Origin of the sequence: Bradyrhizobium sp. 142 (assembly GCF_023074015.1) — a bacterium.
In the GTDB taxonomy this organism is placed as follows: Bacteria; Pseudomonadota; Alphaproteobacteria; order Rhizobiales; family Xanthobacteraceae; genus Bradyrhizobium.
This window is the reverse complement of sequence record NZ_JADPKQ010000374.1, coordinates 42,230-59,078: the sequence shown is the minus strand read 5'-3', so window position 1 is coordinate 59,078 and position 16,849 is coordinate 42,230. Positions and strand designations below refer to the sequence as shown.

The following is a 16,849-nucleotide window of genomic DNA, read 5'->3' as shown; positions in this document are numbered from 1 at the left end:
CGCGGAAGGTGACAAAAGCAACAAGCTCAGGGCATTCCAATGGACTGGTCGCAATCTCAGATCCCGCCGATGCGATTTGAGGCGCGCTTTGGCGATCGGGTGGTACCGGCGTTCGCTGAGCGGCCGGCCAACATCTGGGTGATGATTGCGGACGCTTGCGCCGGCAATGCCGATGGCGAAGCGCTGATCTGCGGCGATGTCCGATTGAGCTGGCGGCAGGTGGTGGAGCGCGCGGCGCGGATCGCGGCGGGCTTGCGCAAGCTTGGCCTGCAACGCGGCGACCGCGTCGCAATCCTGCTCGGCAACCGCGTCGAATTTCCACTGATCCTGTTTGCCGCCGCCCATGAGGGCCTCGTCACGGTCCTGCTCAGCACACGCCAGCAGAAGCCAGAGATCGCCTACGTGCTCGCCGACTGCGGCGCCAAGATCCTGATCTACGAGGCGGCGCTTGCCGAGCGGCTGCCAAATGCGCGCGATGTTCCCGACGTGATCCATCGCATCGCCATCGACAACGATCCGCAGCTCTCGGGTTTCGCGGTGCTCGCAGACAACGCACTGGTGCCGGCGCCGGTCGATGTCAGCGAGGAAGACACAGCGATGATCCTCTACACCTCGGGCACGACGGGAAAGCCGAAGGGCGCGATGCTTGCCCATTGCAACATCATCCATTCCTCGATGGTGTTCGCGTCCTGCCTGGAGTTGACGGCGGCGGATCGCTCGATCGCGGCGGTGCCGCTCGGCCATGTCACCGGCGTCGTCGCCAACATCACGACCATGATCCGCTGCGGCGGCGCGTTGATCATCATGCCGGAGTTCAAGGCCGCGGACTACCTCAAGCTCGCCGCGCGCGAGCGTGTCACCTACACCGTGATGGTGCCGGCGATGTACAATCTCTGCCTGCTCCAGCCGGATTTCGACAGCTATGATCTGTCGAGCTGGCGCATCGGCGGTTTCGGCGGCGCCCCGATGCCGGTCGCATCTATCGAGAAACTCGAGGCGAAAATTCCCGGTCTCAAGCTGACGAACTGCTACGGCGCGACCGAGACCACGTCGCCATCCACGATCATGCCGGGCGAGCTGACGGCAAGCCATATCGACAGCGTCGGCCTGGCCTGTCCCGGTGCGCGGATCGTGGCGATGGGGACGGACGGACGCGAGCTGCCGCGCGGCGAGATCGGCGAGCTCTGGATCCAGAGCGCCTCGGTCATCAAAGGCTATTGGAACAATCCGAAGGCGACGGCGGAAAGCTTCACCGGCGGCTTCTGGCATTCCGGCGATCTCGGCTCGGTCGATGCGGGCGGCTTTATCCGGGTGTTCGACCGCCAGAAGGACATGATCAACCGCGGGGGCCTGAAGATCTACTCGGCCGAAGTCGAATCGGTACTGGCTGGCCACGCCGCGGTGGTCGAGAGCGCGATCATCGCCAAACCATGCCCGGTGCTGGGCGAGCGCGTTCATGCCGTGGTTGTGACGCGCGCCGCGATCGCGGCTGACGAGCTTCGGGCCTGGTGCGCGGAACGGCTGTCCGACTACAAGGTCCCCGAAACGATCACCGTCACCACCGAGCCTCTGCCGCGCAACGCCAATGGCAAGGTGGTGAAACGGCAGCTGCGGGAGCTTCTGGCCGAAACTTGACCCGGGCAGGCGGGCCTCCGGAGTATCCCGGACCTTGGGTTAACGCCTTGATCGGGCTTGCTTTGCCTTGCCACCGCCATATCGATAGGCTATCGCCGCCGCGACGTGGGGACGGGGTTTTTGACGCGAACGATCTGGCGCGCGCTCCCGGCCGGGCATGGGATTGGCTTAAGTGGCTGAATTATTTGACGAAGTCGACGAGGAAGTACGTCGCGACCAGCTCAAGAAGCTGTGGGACAAGTATTCGATCTACTTCATCGCCCTGATGGTGCTGATCGTCGCCGCCGTGGGTGGCTGGCGCGGTTACCAGTACCTGGAGGCCAAGAAGGCTGCCGAGGCTGGCGCCGCCTTCGAGAAGGCTATCGAGCTGTCCGAACAGGACAAGCATGCCGAGGCCGAGGCGGCTTTCACCGATCTTGCCGCCAAGGCTCCCTGGGGCTACCGCACGCTGGCGCGCTTGCGCGCTGCGGCCGAGGCGTCAGCCCGCGATCCCAAGGCGGCCGCGAAACTGTACGATGATATTTCCGCCGACCGCGGTGTCGGCGCCGAGTGGCAAGATCTGGCCAAGGTCCGCGCGGCGGGCTTGCTGCTCGACAGCGCGAGCTATGCCGACATGCAGCAGCGGCTGGAGGCCTCCGCCGCGCCCAAGTCGACCTTCCGCCACAGCGCCCGCGAGATGCTGGCGCTATCGGCCTGGCGCAACAACGACATGACCGCGGCCCGTAAATGGCTCGACGCGATCGCCGAGGATGGCGAGACGCCGCCAGGCCTGCGCTCGCGCGCCGAGGCGCTCCAGGCCCTGCTGCCGCCCGTCGCCAAAAGCTGACGGCCCCGAGAGCCGAGACGAGACACCGATATGCGCCGCACACCACGCTTGATCGCAACCGCCGTCCTGATCGCCTTCACGGGCGTCCTGGGCGGCTGCTCCAGCTTCGATCCAAGCGACATGCTCGACTTCCTCGACACCAAGAAGAAGCTGCCGGGCGACCGCAAGCCGGTGTTCCCCGAGGGGGTGCCGGGCCTCGAGCAGGGCGTGCCGCGAGAGATGTACAAGGGCGCGCAGCAACAGCCGGATCCGAACGCCGCCGTTGCGGCTGCGCCCGTGGCGCCGCCCGAGCCGGCCCCATCGTCCAAAGCCACCAAGGGGAAGAAGTCGAAGCAGTCGGCCACCGCCGCGCCCGCTGAGGCGCCGGCCGGCGAAGTCGACGGCGAGGCCCAGCCCGAGGCAGCGCCGCCCACGGCCGCTCCCCAGCCCAGGCAGAAGATCGTTCGCAAGCGCACCACCGCGCCGCCACCGGATCAACCCGTCCAGCAGGCGCAACCAACCCAGACCACACAGCAGCAATCGCAAGGCGGCTTCCCGGCGCCGCTGCCGAGCGGCAGTTTCTCGCGCTGATATTTTTTCACTGCATTGACAGACGCGGCTCCGGCAGCGCACGAATGACCGATGCCCTTCACAATTGCCATCATCGGCCGGCCCAATGTCGGCAAGTCGACGCTGTTCAACCGCCTGGTCGGACAGAAGCTCGCGCTCGTCGATGATTTGCCGGGCGTCACCCGCGATCGCCGCGAAGGCGGGGCCAGGCTCGGCGACCTCGAATTCACCATCATAGACACCGCCGGCCTCGACGAGGGCGCCAAGGGTTCGCTGACTGCGCGCATGCAGGAGCAGACCGAGACCGCGGTCGCGCAGGCCGACGCCCTGTTCTTCGTGGTCGACGCGCGCGCCGGCCTGACGCCGAACGACCGCGCCTTTGCCGATTTCGCCCGCCGTGCCAACAAGCCGGTGCTACTGGTCGCCAACAAGAGCGAGGGCAAGCATGGCGATGCCGGCGCGATGGAGGCCTTTGCGCTCGGCCTCGGCGATCCCATCCAGATCTCGGCCGAGCACGGCGAGGGCATGGGCGAGCTCTACGACGCCCTGGCCCGGCTAATGCCGGAGCCCGTCGACGAGGATGAGGCCGAGGACGACGAGCCGCTGACGGAGGAAGAGGCCGCGACGCGCCCGATCCGGGTTGCCATCGTCGGCCGGCCCAATGCCGGCAAGTCGACGCTGATCAATCATCTGCTCGGCGAGGAGCGCCTGCTGACGAGCCCGGAAGCCGGCACCACGCGCGATTCCATCGCGGTCGAGATCTCCTGGAAGGGCCGTGAATTTCGCGTGTTCGATACCGCAGGTCTGCGCCGGCGCTCGCGCATCGAGGAGAAGCTGGAAAAGCTCTCGGTGGCCGATGCATTGCGCGCGGTGCGCTTTGCCGAAGTGGTCGTGATGACGATGGATGCGCAAAACCGCTTCGAGGAGCAGGATTTGCGCATCGCCGACCTGATCGAGCGCGAGGGTCGCGCGATCGTGCTCGCCGCCAACAAATGGGACCTGATGGAGAGCAAAGGTGGCGGCGCCATCTCCGGCTTGCGCCGAGATGCCGACCATTTGCTGCCGCAGGTCAAGGGCGTGCCGATCGTCGCCGTCTCGGGCCTGATGGGCGAGGGCATCGATCGCCTGATGCAGGCGATCCAGGACGCCTACGCGCTCTGGAACAGGCGCATCTCGACCGCGGCCTTGAACCGCTGGTTCGAGGAGGCGGTCCAGGCCAATCCGCCGCCCGCCGTATCCGGCCGACGGCTGAAGCTGAACTACATCACGCAGACCAAGGCGCGCCCGCCGAGCTTCGTGCTGTTTTGCTCCCGCGCAGATGCCGTACCGCAGTCGTATCTGCGCTACCTCACCAATTCGCTGCGTGAAGCCTTCGATCTGCCGGGCACGCCGGTGCGCATCACCTTGCGCGAGAAGGCCAATCCCTTCGCTCACAAGCGCAAGCGGCCGTCGTGAGCGAACGCGCTGGCGAGGCGATAGCGCCAGGCGCTGCGCCGATCCGGCACGGTGCGGCCGCCTTCATCTTCGTCACCATCCTGCTCGACATGCTCGCGCTCGGCGTGATCATGCCGATCCTGCCGAAGCTGATCGAGAGCTTTGTCGACAACGACACCGCGCATGCGGCCCGGATTTTTGGGCTGTTCGGCACCGCCTGGGCGTTGATGCAGTTCGTGTTCTCGCCGCTCTTGGGTGCGCTGTCGGATCGCTTCGGACGGCGTCCGGTGGTGCTGCTGTCGAACTTCGGGCTCGCCGCAGATTACGTGCTGATGGCGCTCGCGCCGTCGCTGGTCTGGCTGTTCGTCGGCCGTGTCATCTCCGGCATCACCTCGGCCAGCATCTCGACCGCGTTTGCCTATATCGCCGACATCACGCCGCCGGAGCGGCGTGCGGCGGTGTTCGGCAGGATCGGGGCTGCCTTCGGTGCCGGCTTTATCTTGGGCCCCGCGCTGGGCGGCTTGCTCGGCGACATCGATCCGCGGCTGCCGTTCTGGGCGTCTGCGGCCTTAAGCTTCGCCAATGCGCTCTACGGGCTGTTGATCCTGCCAGAATCGCTGACGCCGGAGAAGCGCGCGGCGTTCAGTTGGAGGACCGCGCATCCGATCGGGGCGTTGAACCTGCTGCGTTCCAACACCGTGCTGGCCGCGTTGTCGGTCGTCAATTTCATCGCCCAGGTCGCGCATGTGGTGCTGCCGTCGACCTTCGTGCTCTATGCCACTTATCGCTATGGTTGGGATTCCAAGACGGTGGGACTGACGCTGGCGATGGTCGGCATCTGCGCCATGGTGGTGCAGGGGCTTGCGATCGGCCCGATCGTGCGCGTGCTTGGTGAGCGGAATGCGCTGCTGCTCGGCCTGTGCTGTGGTGCGACCGGTTTCATGATCTTCGGCAGCGCGCCGACCGGACCGCTGTTCTGGCTGGGCATTCCCGTGATGTCGCTGTGGGGCATCTCCGGTGCCGCCACGCAATCGCTGATGACGCGGCTGGTTGCGCCCGACCAGCAGGGTCAGTTGCAGGGCGCGACCGCGAGCGTGCAGAGCGTGTCGCAACTCGTCGGCCCGTTTCTGTTCACGCTCACGTTCGCGTATTTCATCGGCAATGGCGCGCCGATGCAGCTGCCCGGCGCGCCGTTCCTGCTCGCGGGGGTGCTGATGGTTGCATGCGTGGTGATCGCGATGCGGACGCTGGCTGCGACAAGATCAGAACGGTAGGGTGGCCCGCGCTGCGCGAAGCGCAGTCGCTCGGCGTAACCCACCCTACGATATTCGCTTACTTCTTCACCAGCAGGCACTCGCTGTCCTTGAGCGGCTTGGCCGCGTCTTCCGGCGCGATCGTCGCGATCTGCTTGTAGTAATCCCACGGCCCCTTCGACTCTTCCGGCTTCTTCACCTCGAACAGATAGGCCGGGATGAGGCGGCGGCCGTCGGCGCGCAGCGGGCCCTTGCCGAACAGCGGGTCATCGGTCGGCAGTTCCTTCATCTTGGCGACGACCTTGGCGCCGTCATGCGGATTGCCGCCGAGCGCGTCCATCGCCTTGAGATAGTGCAGCACCATCGCGTAGTTGCCGGCCTGGGTCATCGACGGCATTGCGTTCTTGCTAGCCAGTGCCGCGAAGCGCTTCGACCAGGCGCGGGTCTGGTCGTTCATGTCCCAGTAGAAGGACTCGGTGAAGGTCAGCCCCTGCGCGGTCTTTAGCCCCAGCGAATGCACGTCGTTGATGAACAGCAGCAATGCCGCCAGCTTCTGGCCGCCAGCGACGATGCCGAATTCGGCCGCCTGCTTGATCGCGTTCGTGGTGTCGCCGCCGGCATTGGCGAGGCCGACCACCTTGGCCTTGGACGATTGCGCCTGCAGCAGGAACGAAGAAAAGTCCGAGCTGTTGATCGGATGCTTGACGCCGCCAAGCACCTTGCCGCCATTCGCCGTCACGACGGCCGCAGTGTCGCGCTCCAGCGCGTGGCCGAAGGCGTAGTCGGAGGTCAGGAAGAACCAGGTGTCGCCGCCGGCCTTGGTCAGCGCCTTGCCGGTGCCGTTGGCCAGCATGTAGGTATCATAGGTGTAGGAGATCGTGTTCGGCGTGCAGGCCTTGCCGGTCAGGTCGGCGGACGCGGCGCCGGAGTTCAGCAGCACCGCATTCTTTTCCTTGACGAGGTTGCTGATCGCGAGCGCCACGCCGGAATTCGGCGTATCCGCGATCGCATCGACCTTCTCGTTGTCGATCCACTGCCGAGAGATATTGACGCCGACGTCGGGCTTGTTCTGGTGGTCGCCGCTCAACACGTCGATCTTCCAGCCCTTCTTGAGCAGGCCGGAATCCTCGACCGCCATCTTGATCGCGACCACGGAGTTCGGGCCGCCGATGTCGGCATAGAGGCTCGACATGTCGTTGAGCACGCCGATCTTGACGGTCTTGTCCTGGGCGTAGGCGGATGTTGCAAAAGCGAAGGCGGCGCAGGCCAGAAGGGCCGCAGAGCGGCGCGCGAACGTGATCGTCATAAAAGGTTTCCTCCATTGTCAAACATGCGGACGGCTCTCTTGAAAGGGGCCTTGTTCCAGCTGAAGGCTCTAGCGTGTCCCGCGCTCCGCGGCAATGCGCCTAAAGCCGGATGATGCTGCGCCGAAGCGTCATCCAGCCATTAACTATTGGGCAGGACCGGCCGTCATCTATTTGAGCGCGTCCGACGTCAGCTTGAATTTCTGGATGCGCTTCCCGGTGTCGACCTGTGCGGTCGCAGATGTCGAGCGCACGCGGAACGCCAGCGCGGCATGCGATGGCGATCTCCCTTTTTGGCTTGCGGCTGCTGCCGCTTGAGCGTGGGGAGGCCCTCAGTCGATCAGGCCGGCGAGCGGAAGCTCATCAGTTTGCGGGTCTTGTAGTCGTAGAGCTTGCCGGTCTCGGTCCAGTCGGGCGCGCACATCGGCACGATGAATTCGGCGACCTGCTCGGGCGTGTCGAGCGTCGCCGGATCCTCGCCCGGCATCAAGGTTGCTCGCATGCGGGTGCGGGTCGGGCCGGGATTGAACAGGTTGACGCGCAGCTTTGTGTTCGCGGTCTCCTGCGCCCATGCGCGCGCCAGCGTTTCCAGCGCGGCCTTGGAAGCGGCGTAGGGGCTGACATAGGCCGTCGCCTTGTTGGCGGCGCCCGAGGTGATGAACACGGCGCGGCCGGCGTCGGACTGCTTGAGCAGCGGCTCCATGCAGCGCATGAGCTGGAAGTTGGCGGAGACGTTCACGGCTATCACGTCGTTGAAGGTCTTCAGCTCGATATGGCCGACCGGCGAGGAGGGGCCGAGCACGCCGGCATTGCCCACGAGGATATCGAGCTTGCCGTAGCGTTCGTGCAGTCCTGCGCCGAGCCGCGCGATGCCGTCGGAATCGGTGAGATTGAGTGGCACCAGCGTGGCGCTGCCGCCGTCTTTGCGGATCTCGTCATCGAGCTCCTCGAGCGCGCCCTGCGTGCGCGCGACCGCCACGATATGCGCGCCCGCCTTGGCCAGCGCCTTGGCAGTGGCAAAACCGATACCGCGCGAGGCGCCAGTAACGAGGGCGATGCGATTGGCGAGGGAGTTTGTCATCGAGAGCTTCTATCCAGCGTCGTCCTGGCGAGCCAGGATCCATACGCCGTGACGTTATGGCTTGGGAAGATGGTTGTCACACCTTCTTCGAACCATTGAGGCTTGTGGTGATCGGTCCCGGCTCCCGTGCGCAATTGCGCACCAGGCCGGGACGACAGCTCAGCTCGCCTCCGCCAGCAGCGACAATTGCCGCGGCTGCGGCTCGGTCTGGGTCTGGTCGGTGAGGTGGGTCGGATAGGCGCCGGTAAAGCAGTGATCCGAGAATTTCGGATTGGCCGGGTCGCGGCCTGGCTCGCCCATGGCGCGGTACATGCCGTCGATCGACAGGAAGGCGAGCGAGTCGGCGCCGATGATCTCGCGCATCTCGTCGAGAGAATGCGTCGCGGCCAGGAGGCCGCCGCGATCGGGCAGGTCGATGCCGTAATAGTCGGGATAGAGGATCGGCGGCGAGGCGAGACGGAAATGCACTTCCTTGGCGCCGGCATCGCGCATCATGCGCACGATCTTCCTCGAAGTGGTGCCGCGCACCAGCGAGTCGTCGATCAGGATGATGCGCTTGCCTTCGATCGCGGCGCGGTTGGCCGAATGCTTCATGCGCACGCCGGATTCGCGGATCGCCTGCGTCGGCTGGATGAAGGTGCGGCCGACATAGTGGTTGCGGATGATGCCGAGCTCGAACGGCACGCCGGAATGCTGGCTGTAGCCGACCGCGGCGGGCACGCCGGAATCCGGCACCGGCACGACGACGTCGACCGGCACATGGCTCTCGCGCGCGAGCTGCGCGCCAAAGGCCTTGCGCACCTCGTAGACCGAGCGGCCGTGCACGATGGAATCCGGACGGGAGAAGTAGATATATTCGAAGATGCAGGGGCGCGGCGCCATTGGCGGGAACGGCTTGTGGATGTCCATGCCGTTCTCGTCGAACACGATGACTTCGCCAGGCTCGATGTCGCGGACGAAGCGCGCACCGATGATGTCGAGCGCGCAGGTCTCCGACGTCAGGATCGGGTAGCCGTCGAGATCGCCGAGCACCAAGGGGCGGATGCCGCGCGGATCACGCGCGCCGATCAGCTTTTTGTTGGTTAGCGACACCAGCGCATAGGCGCCTTCGATCTCGCGCAGCGCGTCGACATAGCGCTCGATGAAGCGGCTGCGCCTGGAGCGTGCGACCAGGTGCAGGATCACCTCGGTGTCGGTGGTCGACTGCATCATCGCGCCGTTCCTGACGAGCTCGCGGCGCAGCGTCAGGCCGTTGGTGAGATTGCCGTTATGGGCCACCGCGAGGCCGCCGGCATTGAGCTCGGCGAACAGCGGCTGCACGTTGCGCAGGATGGTGGCGCCGGTGGTGGAATAGCGGACATGGCCGACGGCGACAGTGCCGGGCAGGCGGTCGATCACCTCGCGGCGGGAGAAGGTGTCGCCGACGAGGCCGAGGCGGCGTTCGGAATGAAACCGGCTGCCGTCGTAGGAGACGATGCCGGCGGCTTCCTGGCCGCGGTGCTGAAGGGCGTGGAGGCCGAGTGCGGTGATGGCGGCGGCGTCGGGGTGTCCATAGATGCCGAATACGCCGCATTCCTCGCGCAGCGTATCCCCCTCCAGATCGTCCTGAAGCTCCAGCGCGGCTGGACTCAAACCGGCCTTTGGATCGAGATCACGCTGGGCGTCCTGGTCAGGGTTTCGCATCTCGTCCGCGCCTCTCTGTTGGGGCTAAATCAACGCGCCGCAGGTTTCTCGATCAGCTTTTTCAGGCTGTCACGAGCCGGTTTGCTGTATCCGTCGCCACTGCCCGAAGGCTGCTGCTCGGAATCAGTTTGCTCTTCATCTGGTTTGTTTTTCTTGAATCTCTTCAAGATGGTGTTCTCGGGGTCATCCGGCAAGAGGGCCATCAGCCAATCCCCGGTTCCCTGGAGCACCACGCGGGATTTCGCCCCCGCGACCCAGTCCGGGCGCTGCTTGTCCGGCACCAGCCAGGTGAAGAACAGGAAGGCGACCACGACGATCAAGAGCCCGCGGGCCAGCCCGAACAGGAAGCCGAGGGTGCGGTCCAGCGCGCCGATCCGCGAGTCTAGGATCATGTCGGAGATCCGGACCGTGATCACGGACACCACGACCAGGGTACCGACGAACACACCGGCGACCACCACCACGCTCGCGACCGTGTCGTTGTTGAAGTAGGTTTTTGCGGTCGGCAGCAGCTTCGAGAATGAATACAGCGTCACGATCGCCGCCGCGCCCCAGGCCGCGATCGACAGGATTTCGCGCATAAAGCCCCGGACCATCGCGAGCAGGCCCGAGATCAGCATCACACCGAGCAGGATCAGGTCGAGGAGGGTAATCGGCATCGGCTGGTCTGGTCCGCTCGTACTCTCAAAGGTGCTCGGCGAATCGGTGTTTGGCCGCCGCCCTAACAGAAGGGCAGACGGCGCTCCCGGCAAGGCCGTAACCACGCAATCCCGTGCTGCTTTTGTGACGGCTGTATAGCGGTGGGGGCGGGGGACGTCACCTCCACCTAACCCTCTCCACGGCGGAATCTTGCCGGTGTGGCATTTTTCTCCGCGGGCACGCTCGATTCGCCCCGGCGAGAGCCACGGGCGGCTACTTCCGCCACCAGGGTCGTCAGGCTGTTGATGGCGTTGAGCGAGAGCCCGGCGTCGCCGCCGACTTCGCCGCGGGCCGATTCGGGCAGCACGGCGCGCTGGAAGCCGAGTTTGGCCGCTTCCTTCAGCCGGGCCGGGGTCTGCGCCACCGGGCGGACCACGCCGGAGAGCGATATCTCGCCGAAATAGACCGCATCGGTCGGTAACTGCGCATTAACCAGAGACGACACCAGCGCGGCCGCGGCGGCGAGATCGGCGGCGGGCTCGTGGATGCGCAGGCCACCTGCCACGTTCAGATAGACGTCGTGGCCGGACAGCTTGACCCCGCAATGGGCCTCCAGCACCGCGAGCACCATCGAGAGCCGGCTCGGGTCCCAGCCGACCACGGCCCGGCGCGGGGTACCGAGCGAGGTCGGCGCCACCAGCGCCTGCAATTCGACCAGGAGCGGCCTTGTGCCCTCGATCCCCGCGAACACCGCGGTACCCGGCGTGCCGAGGTCGCGCTCCGACAGGAATAGCTCCGACGGGTTGGTCACCTCGCGCAGGCCGAGGCCCGTCATCTCGAACACGCCGATTTCGTCGGTCGGTCCGAAACGGTTCTTCACGGCGCGCAGGATGCGGAATTGCTGCGAGCCTTCGCCCTCGAAAGACAGCACCGCATCGACCATGTGCTCGACCACACGGGGACCGGCGATCTGGCCGTCCTTGGTGACGTGGCCGACCAGGATGATGGCCGCGCCCGTCTTCTTGGCGAACCGGATCAGGGCCTGCGCCGAGGCGCGCACCTGCGTCACCGTGCCGGGGGCCGATTCCACCGTGTCGGTCCACATCGTCTGGATCGAATCGATCACGATGAGCCGGGGGACCGCACCTTCCGACAGCGTCGAGACGATGTCTTCCACCGACGTCTCGGCGGCGAGCTGCACCGGCGCATCCGATAGCCCGAGCCGCTCGGCGCGCAGGCGCACCTGAGCGATGGCTTCTTCGCCCGAGATGTAGACAATGCGATGTCCGGCGCGCGCCATCAGGCTCGTCGCCTGCGTCAGCAGCGTCGATTTGCCGATGCCGGGATCGCCGCCGACCAGCAACACCGAGCCGCGGACGAAACCGCCGCCGGTGACGCGGTCGAGCTCGGTCATGCCCGAGGACAGGCGAGGTGCATCCTGGGTCTTTCCCGACAGGCTCTCCAGCGCAAACGTCCGTCCCTTGCGCTTGGAGCGGATCGACACCGGCACGCTGCCGGTCGTGTCCTCCTCGGCAAGCGTATTCCACTCGCCACAGGACTCACACTTGCCCTGCCAGCGGTTATAGGCCGCGCCGCAGTTCTGGCAGACGAAGGAAAGCGTGTTCTTGGCCATGGGAAAGGGATTCGAGGAGCTTGGACTTGCTGATAGCACGGAATGGCGGGCCGAGCGCGAATTCGACCGCACTCAAATACCGCGGTTCAACACGCCTGATACACCCTTTGTTAGCTTTACGCCGCCGCTCCGCACCGGACTTTGCCAAATGTTAGCGGACGCGGGTCCAGTTTCGGAACCAATACGGGGTGACGAAAAGAATGACGGTAGTGTTGCGGATATTGCTCGCTGTGGGAATGGCCTGCGGCGTGCTCACGCCGGTCGGCGGAGCCGGCGCGGCCGATTCAAGACCCCTCAGCGTCGTCTTCGTGAATCCGGGCAAAACCGGCGAGGTCTATTGGGACATGGTCGCGCAGACCATGCAGGCCGCCGGCCGTAAGCTCGGCGTGCATGTCGAGGTGCTCACCAGCGAACGCAATTACCGCACCATGCGGGAGCTCGGGCTCGGCGTGGTCGCACGTAGCGACAAGCCCGACGTCCTCATCCTGTCGAACGAGGAATCGGCTGCCGTTCCGATCCTGGAGGCGGCCGACGCTGCCGGCGTCAAGACGCTGCTGCTGTCGAACACGCTGATCGGCGATGATGCGGCCCGCCTCGGACCGCCGCGTCAAACGCTAAGGACCTGGCTCGGCGATATCACGACCGATCTTCAAACCGCGGGTGCGCGGATGGCCAATGCGCTGATCGGCGCGGCGCGCTCCGAAAAATGGCAGAGCCCTGACGGCAAGATCCACATTCTCGGCATTGGCGGCGACGAGATCACGCCGGCCTCGATCGCCCGTAACGCCGGTCTTCAGCTCGCGGTGGCGGCGGCGCCTGACGTGGTGGTGGATCGGATGCTGTTTGCTAACTGGACGCAATCCGAAGCCGAGCAGGTGACGGCGAATTATCTGAGCTGGTCGTCGCGCAAGGGGATCCGGCCCGCCGGCATATGGGCCGGGAACGATCCGATGGCGCTGGGAGCGCTCAAGGCCATCGTGGCCGCAGGCCTCGCGCCGGGCCAGGACATTCAGGTCGTCGGCCTCAACTGGTCGGAAGACGCGCTGCGCGAGATCAGGGCAGGCCGTCTGCTATTGACCGACGGTGGGCACTTCCTGCTCGGCGGCTGGTCCATCGTGCTGTTGCGCGACTATGCCGATGGCTGCGATTTCGCAGCCAGTTCGTCTCACGTCGAGGTCAAGACGTCCGCAATCACGCGCAATAATCTCGTTTCGGTCGACGACCTCATCAAGACGCGTGCCTTCGACCGGATCGACTTCGCCCGTTTCAGGGCGAAGGCCGGAGCATGCGGCCGCTACGATTTCTCGGTGGATGCGCTCGTCTCATCGCTGTCGGTCCCGGATGGCGCCGGTGATTGATGTGGATGGTGACGGGATGACCGATCCGGATAGCAGGGGGCAGGCGGCGCCTTCGCGCTCGCGCCCGGTCGTCCGCGCGATGATCTGGGCAACCGTGCCGGTATTGCTGCTGGTGCAGTTGCTGGCTTCGGCCGGTGTCGAGGTCTCGAGCTTCTGGTCACAGATCAGGCAGCTCGACGCCCGCATTGTCCGCATCGCCGACAGCCGCGCCGAACTGATTGCCGAGCCGCTCTGGAAGATGCGTTACGAGCAAGTCACCAGCGTGCTCAACGAGATCATGCATGACGAGACGATCGCCGCGGCGACCGTCTATGACGACACCGGCGTTGCGATTGCCCGCGTGGCGGCACGGCCGGCGGGGCAGGCCGTCACGGAGGTCTCGCGTCCGATCAATTACAGCAACGGCAATATGGCGGTTCAAGCCGGCCGCATCGCGATCGCCTACTCCCATGCGACGTTGTACGCGGGCACGGGCAGCCGGCTGGTGCTGCTCCTCGTCGTCGGCCTGCTCGGAACGTTTGCGACCGTGGTTGCGATGCGGATCTCGGCCAACATCTTCATCGGCAGGCCGCTGGCCGTCATGATGTCGGCGATCCAGCGCAGCAAGCAGGACAGCCGCGCCTATCCGGCGGACATCAGATCGTCGAACGAGTTTGGCCAGCTCGCGCGCGCCTTCAACGCCATGCAGCACACGACTTCAGGCTCGCTCGACCGGCTCGAGCACATGGCCTCGCATGATCCGCTCACGGGGCTGCCCAATCGCCGGTCCCTGACTGAGCGGCTGGCCGTCGAGCGGCGGGATACGGGTTCATCCGACGCCCTGGTCGCGTTCTGCTTCATCGATCTCGACGACTTCAAGGGCATCAACGACACTTTCGGTCATGATGCCGGCGACAAGTTCCTGGTTTGCATTTCCGAACGGCTTCGCGGCGCAGTCGAAGCAGGAGATTGGGTCGCAAGGCTCGGCGGCGACGAATTCGTGGTTATTCGGCCCGAGGTCAGCGACGAGGATGCCGCGCAGGCCTTTGCAAAGCGATTATCGGATGCCATCTCCGAGCCGATCCGGCTGCACGACAAGCAGGTCGCCCCACGCGCCAGCATCGGCGTTGCCGTGCGCCGCGCCGACGATCCCGAGCTTTCGCATTTGCCGGCGCTCGCCGACATCGCGCTCTACCATGTCAAGAGCAGGGCGCCCGGCACCGTCGCCGTGCTCGACGAAGTGCTCCAGCGCGACTACCGCCGTCGCAGGGATCTCGAGCTTGCCATTCCCACCGGCTTTTCAGGGCGGCAGTTCGAGGTCTGGTATCAGAGCCAGGTCGATCTCGACACCCAGGACGTCGTCGGCCTGGAGGCGCTGATCCGCTGGCGCCATCCCGAGCATGGTGTGATCGGTCCCGGCGAATTCCTGCCCCTGATCGAGCGCAGCGGCCACAACGCGCGGCTGACGCGCTACGTGCTGACCGACGCCTGCAGCGCGCTGCAACGGTTGGCCGCCGCGGGCAAGGCGGACATCCGGATCGCGATCAATCTGCCGCCGTCCGAGCTTGCGGACCATTCGCTCGCCGCCGAGCTGCGCGAGACCTGCGCGCGTTTCGGCGTCCCGGCCTCGTCGCTCGAACTCGAGATCACCGAGGGTTCGCTGATCAACAATATCGCCAGTGCGTCCGAGACGCTGCAACGCCTGCGGCGCCTCGGCGCCACGATCGCGCTCGACGATTTCGGCACCGGCTACAGCTCGCTCGCCCATCTTCGCCGCTTTCCGCTCGACAAGGTCAAGATCGACAAGGCCTTCATTCGCGAGATCCCGCAAAGCGCCGAGGACAAGGCGATCGTTGGCGTGATCGCATCGCTCGCGGACACGCTCGGGCTCACGCTGGTCGCCGAAGGTATCGAACAGGCTGAGCAGGCGCAGGCCATGCGCGAGATGGGCGTCAGGTTCGGGCAGGGCTTTCTCTATCATAGGCCGCAGCCGCTCGAGGCCGTGCTGCAATGGCTTGCGGGGCAGGCGGTGTCCGGGAAGACTGAGACGATCACCGAAACGACCCGCCTCATCGATAGTCCGTCGATCTCGCCCGAATTCACCGCCTGAGTGCGGCTATGGCTGTGTCGCGTTCCAGAGCATCGAGAGTCCGGCCGCGATCATGATGGCGTCCATCACCAGGCGGAACATCTCCGGCTTCAGGTGCAGCACGAAGCGCTTTGCGATGAAAGCGCCCGCCATCAGCGAGGAGCCAGCGATCAGGCCCTTGATGAAGACATCCTGCGTCAGCGCGCCGAAACGTTCGAAGGTCACGGACTTTGCGAAATAGAGGCCGAGCGAGGCGGCAGCCTCGGTTGCGAGGAATGCGCCCTTGCTCAGGCCATAGAAAAGGAACAGCGGAACGCTGAGCGGGCCGGTCGAAACGACGATGCCGGTGAGATAGCCGATGATCGCGCCGCCGATTGCGAGATGCCAAAGATTGGCCTTGAGGTCGTGGCGCGCCAGCCAGTGCCGCACCGGCACCATCGCGATCAGGAAGATGCCGATGGCGAGATCGACCGCGTGGGAAGGCAACGCCAGCAGCGTGCGCGCGCCGAGCACGGCGGCCGGAATCCCCGTCACCGAATAGGCCGCGCAGGCCCGCCAATCGACCTCGCGCCACCAGGCAAGAATGCGCGAGAAATTCGCCATGACGGAGGCCACGGCCATGATCGGCACGGCTTCCTTCGGCCCATAGGCATAGACCAGCACCGGCATCAGCATGATCGACGATCCGGTGCCGACAATGCCTGAGATGGTGCCGGCGACGAGGCCGACGGTGAGAACGAACAGGAAGGCCAAGGGAGTAGGGGGCAAGTCTTCGATGATAGGATCGTGCCGGTGTTTTGCCCGACAAGTCAAACCGCACTCGCGGACATGCGTAAGGCATTGATTCGACTACGGTCGTCTACTGTGCATGGGGTTGTTTTTCATATTTTGGATGGTCGGCTGGCCGGAGGCCGCAGCGCATTTGAACGCGCAGGGCGGCGGCGCGCGCTGCTGACAGCATGTTGGCAGCAGCCACCGGCTACGACCACCTCCTGACAAAAGTGGAGGGCGCAGGTGATGCCGATTGAGGCAAGCTGTCATTGCGGTGAGACGGTGTTCGAGGTGACGGAGGCGCCGGCGAGCGTGACGCGCTGCACCTGTTCGCTCTGCGCCAAGCGGGGCGCGCTGTGGGCCTATTACAAGCCGGCGCAGTTCCGCCTGCTGTCGCCGCCAGAGAACGTTGCGACCTATCTCTGGGGCAGCCGCACCGTCAAACATCATTTCTGTGCAAGCTGCGGCTGCGGCACCTATTCGGAATCGCCGGACTGGTCGACCGGCAAGCCCGATTTCGACAATCCGAAAATCGGCGTCAACGCGCGCTTGTTCGACGATTTCGATCTGGACGCGGTACCAGTGAATGTGATCGACGGCAAGAATTTGTGGTGA

Annotated in this window: 14 protein-coding genes; 8 read left to right on the top strand and 6 right to left on the bottom strand. The window is 65.3% G+C overall.

Features of this window, described 5'->3' with window-relative positions:
• The first annotated feature begins 39 nt into the window (after positions 1–39).
• From IVA82_RS34330 to IVA82_RS34310, 5 genes are all read left to right on the top strand, one after another.
• Positions 40–1,635, top strand: coding sequence for a class I adenylate-forming enzyme family protein (locus tag IVA82_RS34330; protein WP_247493730.1), 1,596 nt, complete (start codon positions 40–42; stop codon positions 1,633–1,635).
• 172 nt (positions 1,636–1,807) lie between these two features.
• Entirely contained in the window at positions 1,808–2,461 is a 654-nt protein-coding gene (gene pilO2 / locus IVA82_RS34325) for a type 4b pilus protein PilO2 (RefSeq protein ID WP_247383923.1), read from the top strand.
• Between the two features lie 30 nt (positions 2,462–2,491).
• Positions 2,492–3,031: a hypothetical protein gene (locus IVA82_RS34320; RefSeq protein WP_247383921.1), complete on the top strand. Its 540-nt coding sequence runs from the start codon at positions 2,492–2,494 to the stop codon at positions 3,029–3,031.
• Between the two features lie 51 nt (positions 3,032–3,082).
• On the top strand, positions 3,083–4,465 hold the full coding sequence (der, locus tag IVA82_RS34315) for a ribosome biogenesis GTPase Der (RefSeq protein ID WP_247383920.1): 1,383 nt from the start codon (positions 3,083–3,085) through the stop codon (positions 4,463–4,465).
• Positions 4,462–5,718, top strand: a complete 1,257-nt coding sequence (locus IVA82_RS34310) for a TCR/Tet family MFS transporter (RefSeq protein WP_247383918.1) — start codon at positions 4,462–4,464, stop codon at positions 5,716–5,718. The genes der and IVA82_RS34310 overlap by 4 nt, the downstream gene beginning before the upstream one ends.
• Before the next feature lie 58 nt (positions 5,719–5,776).
• On the opposite strand, the gene IVA82_RS34305 is transcribed toward IVA82_RS34310, so the two are convergent.
• The 5 genes from IVA82_RS34305 to radA all read right to left on the bottom strand — a co-directional run bounded on the left by IVA82_RS34305 (position 5,777) and on the right by radA (position 12,037).
• Entirely contained in the window at positions 5,777–7,003 is a 1,227-nt protein-coding gene (locus IVA82_RS34305; protein WP_247383917.1) for an ABC transporter substrate-binding protein, read from the bottom strand.
• A 338-nt stretch (positions 7,004–7,341) separates the two neighbouring features.
• Positions 7,342–8,082, bottom strand: a complete 741-nt coding sequence (locus IVA82_RS34300) for an SDR family NAD(P)-dependent oxidoreductase (protein WP_247383916.1) — start codon at positions 8,080–8,082, stop codon at positions 7,342–7,344.
• Between the two features lie 159 nt (positions 8,083–8,241).
• Entirely contained in the window at positions 8,242–9,765 is a 1,524-nt protein-coding gene (gene purF / locus IVA82_RS34295) for an amidophosphoribosyltransferase (RefSeq protein ID WP_247383915.1), read from the bottom strand.
• 29 nt (positions 9,766–9,794) lie between these two features.
• The gene (locus tag IVA82_RS34290; protein WP_247383973.1) at positions 9,795–10,424 is read right to left on the bottom strand and encodes a CvpA family protein; all 630 of its coding nucleotides are present in this window, start codon (positions 10,422–10,424) and stop codon (positions 9,795–9,797) included.
• A gap of 167 nt (positions 10,425–10,591) precedes the next feature.
• Positions 10,592–12,037, bottom strand: a complete 1,446-nt coding sequence (gene radA, locus IVA82_RS34285) for a DNA repair protein RadA (protein WP_247383914.1) — start codon at positions 12,035–12,037, stop codon at positions 10,592–10,594.
• A gap of 200 nt (positions 12,038–12,237) precedes the next feature.
• On the opposite strand from radA, the gene IVA82_RS34280 reads away from it, so the two are divergent.
• A complete protein-coding gene (locus tag IVA82_RS34280; protein WP_247383913.1) occupies positions 12,238–13,395 on the top strand; it encodes an ABC transporter substrate-binding protein in 1,158 nt (385 codons plus the stop codon).
• 16 nt (positions 13,396–13,411) lie between these two features.
• A complete protein-coding gene (locus IVA82_RS34275) occupies positions 13,412–15,484 on the top strand; it encodes a bifunctional diguanylate cyclase/phosphodiesterase (RefSeq protein ID WP_247383912.1) in 2,073 nt (690 codons plus the stop codon).
• 6 nt (positions 15,485–15,490) lie between these two features.
• Here IVA82_RS34275 and IVA82_RS34270 read toward each other — a convergent pair whose 3' ends face one another.
• Positions 15,491–16,216: a sulfite exporter TauE/SafE family protein gene (locus IVA82_RS34270; RefSeq protein WP_247383911.1), complete on the bottom strand. Its 726-nt coding sequence runs from the start codon at positions 16,214–16,216 to the stop codon at positions 15,491–15,493.
• Between the two features lie 264 nt (positions 16,217–16,480).
• Between IVA82_RS34270 and IVA82_RS34265 the strand changes: the two genes are divergently transcribed.
• On the top strand, positions 16,481–16,849 hold the full coding sequence (locus tag IVA82_RS34265) for a GFA family protein (RefSeq protein WP_247383909.1): 369 nt from the start codon (positions 16,481–16,483) through the stop codon (positions 16,847–16,849).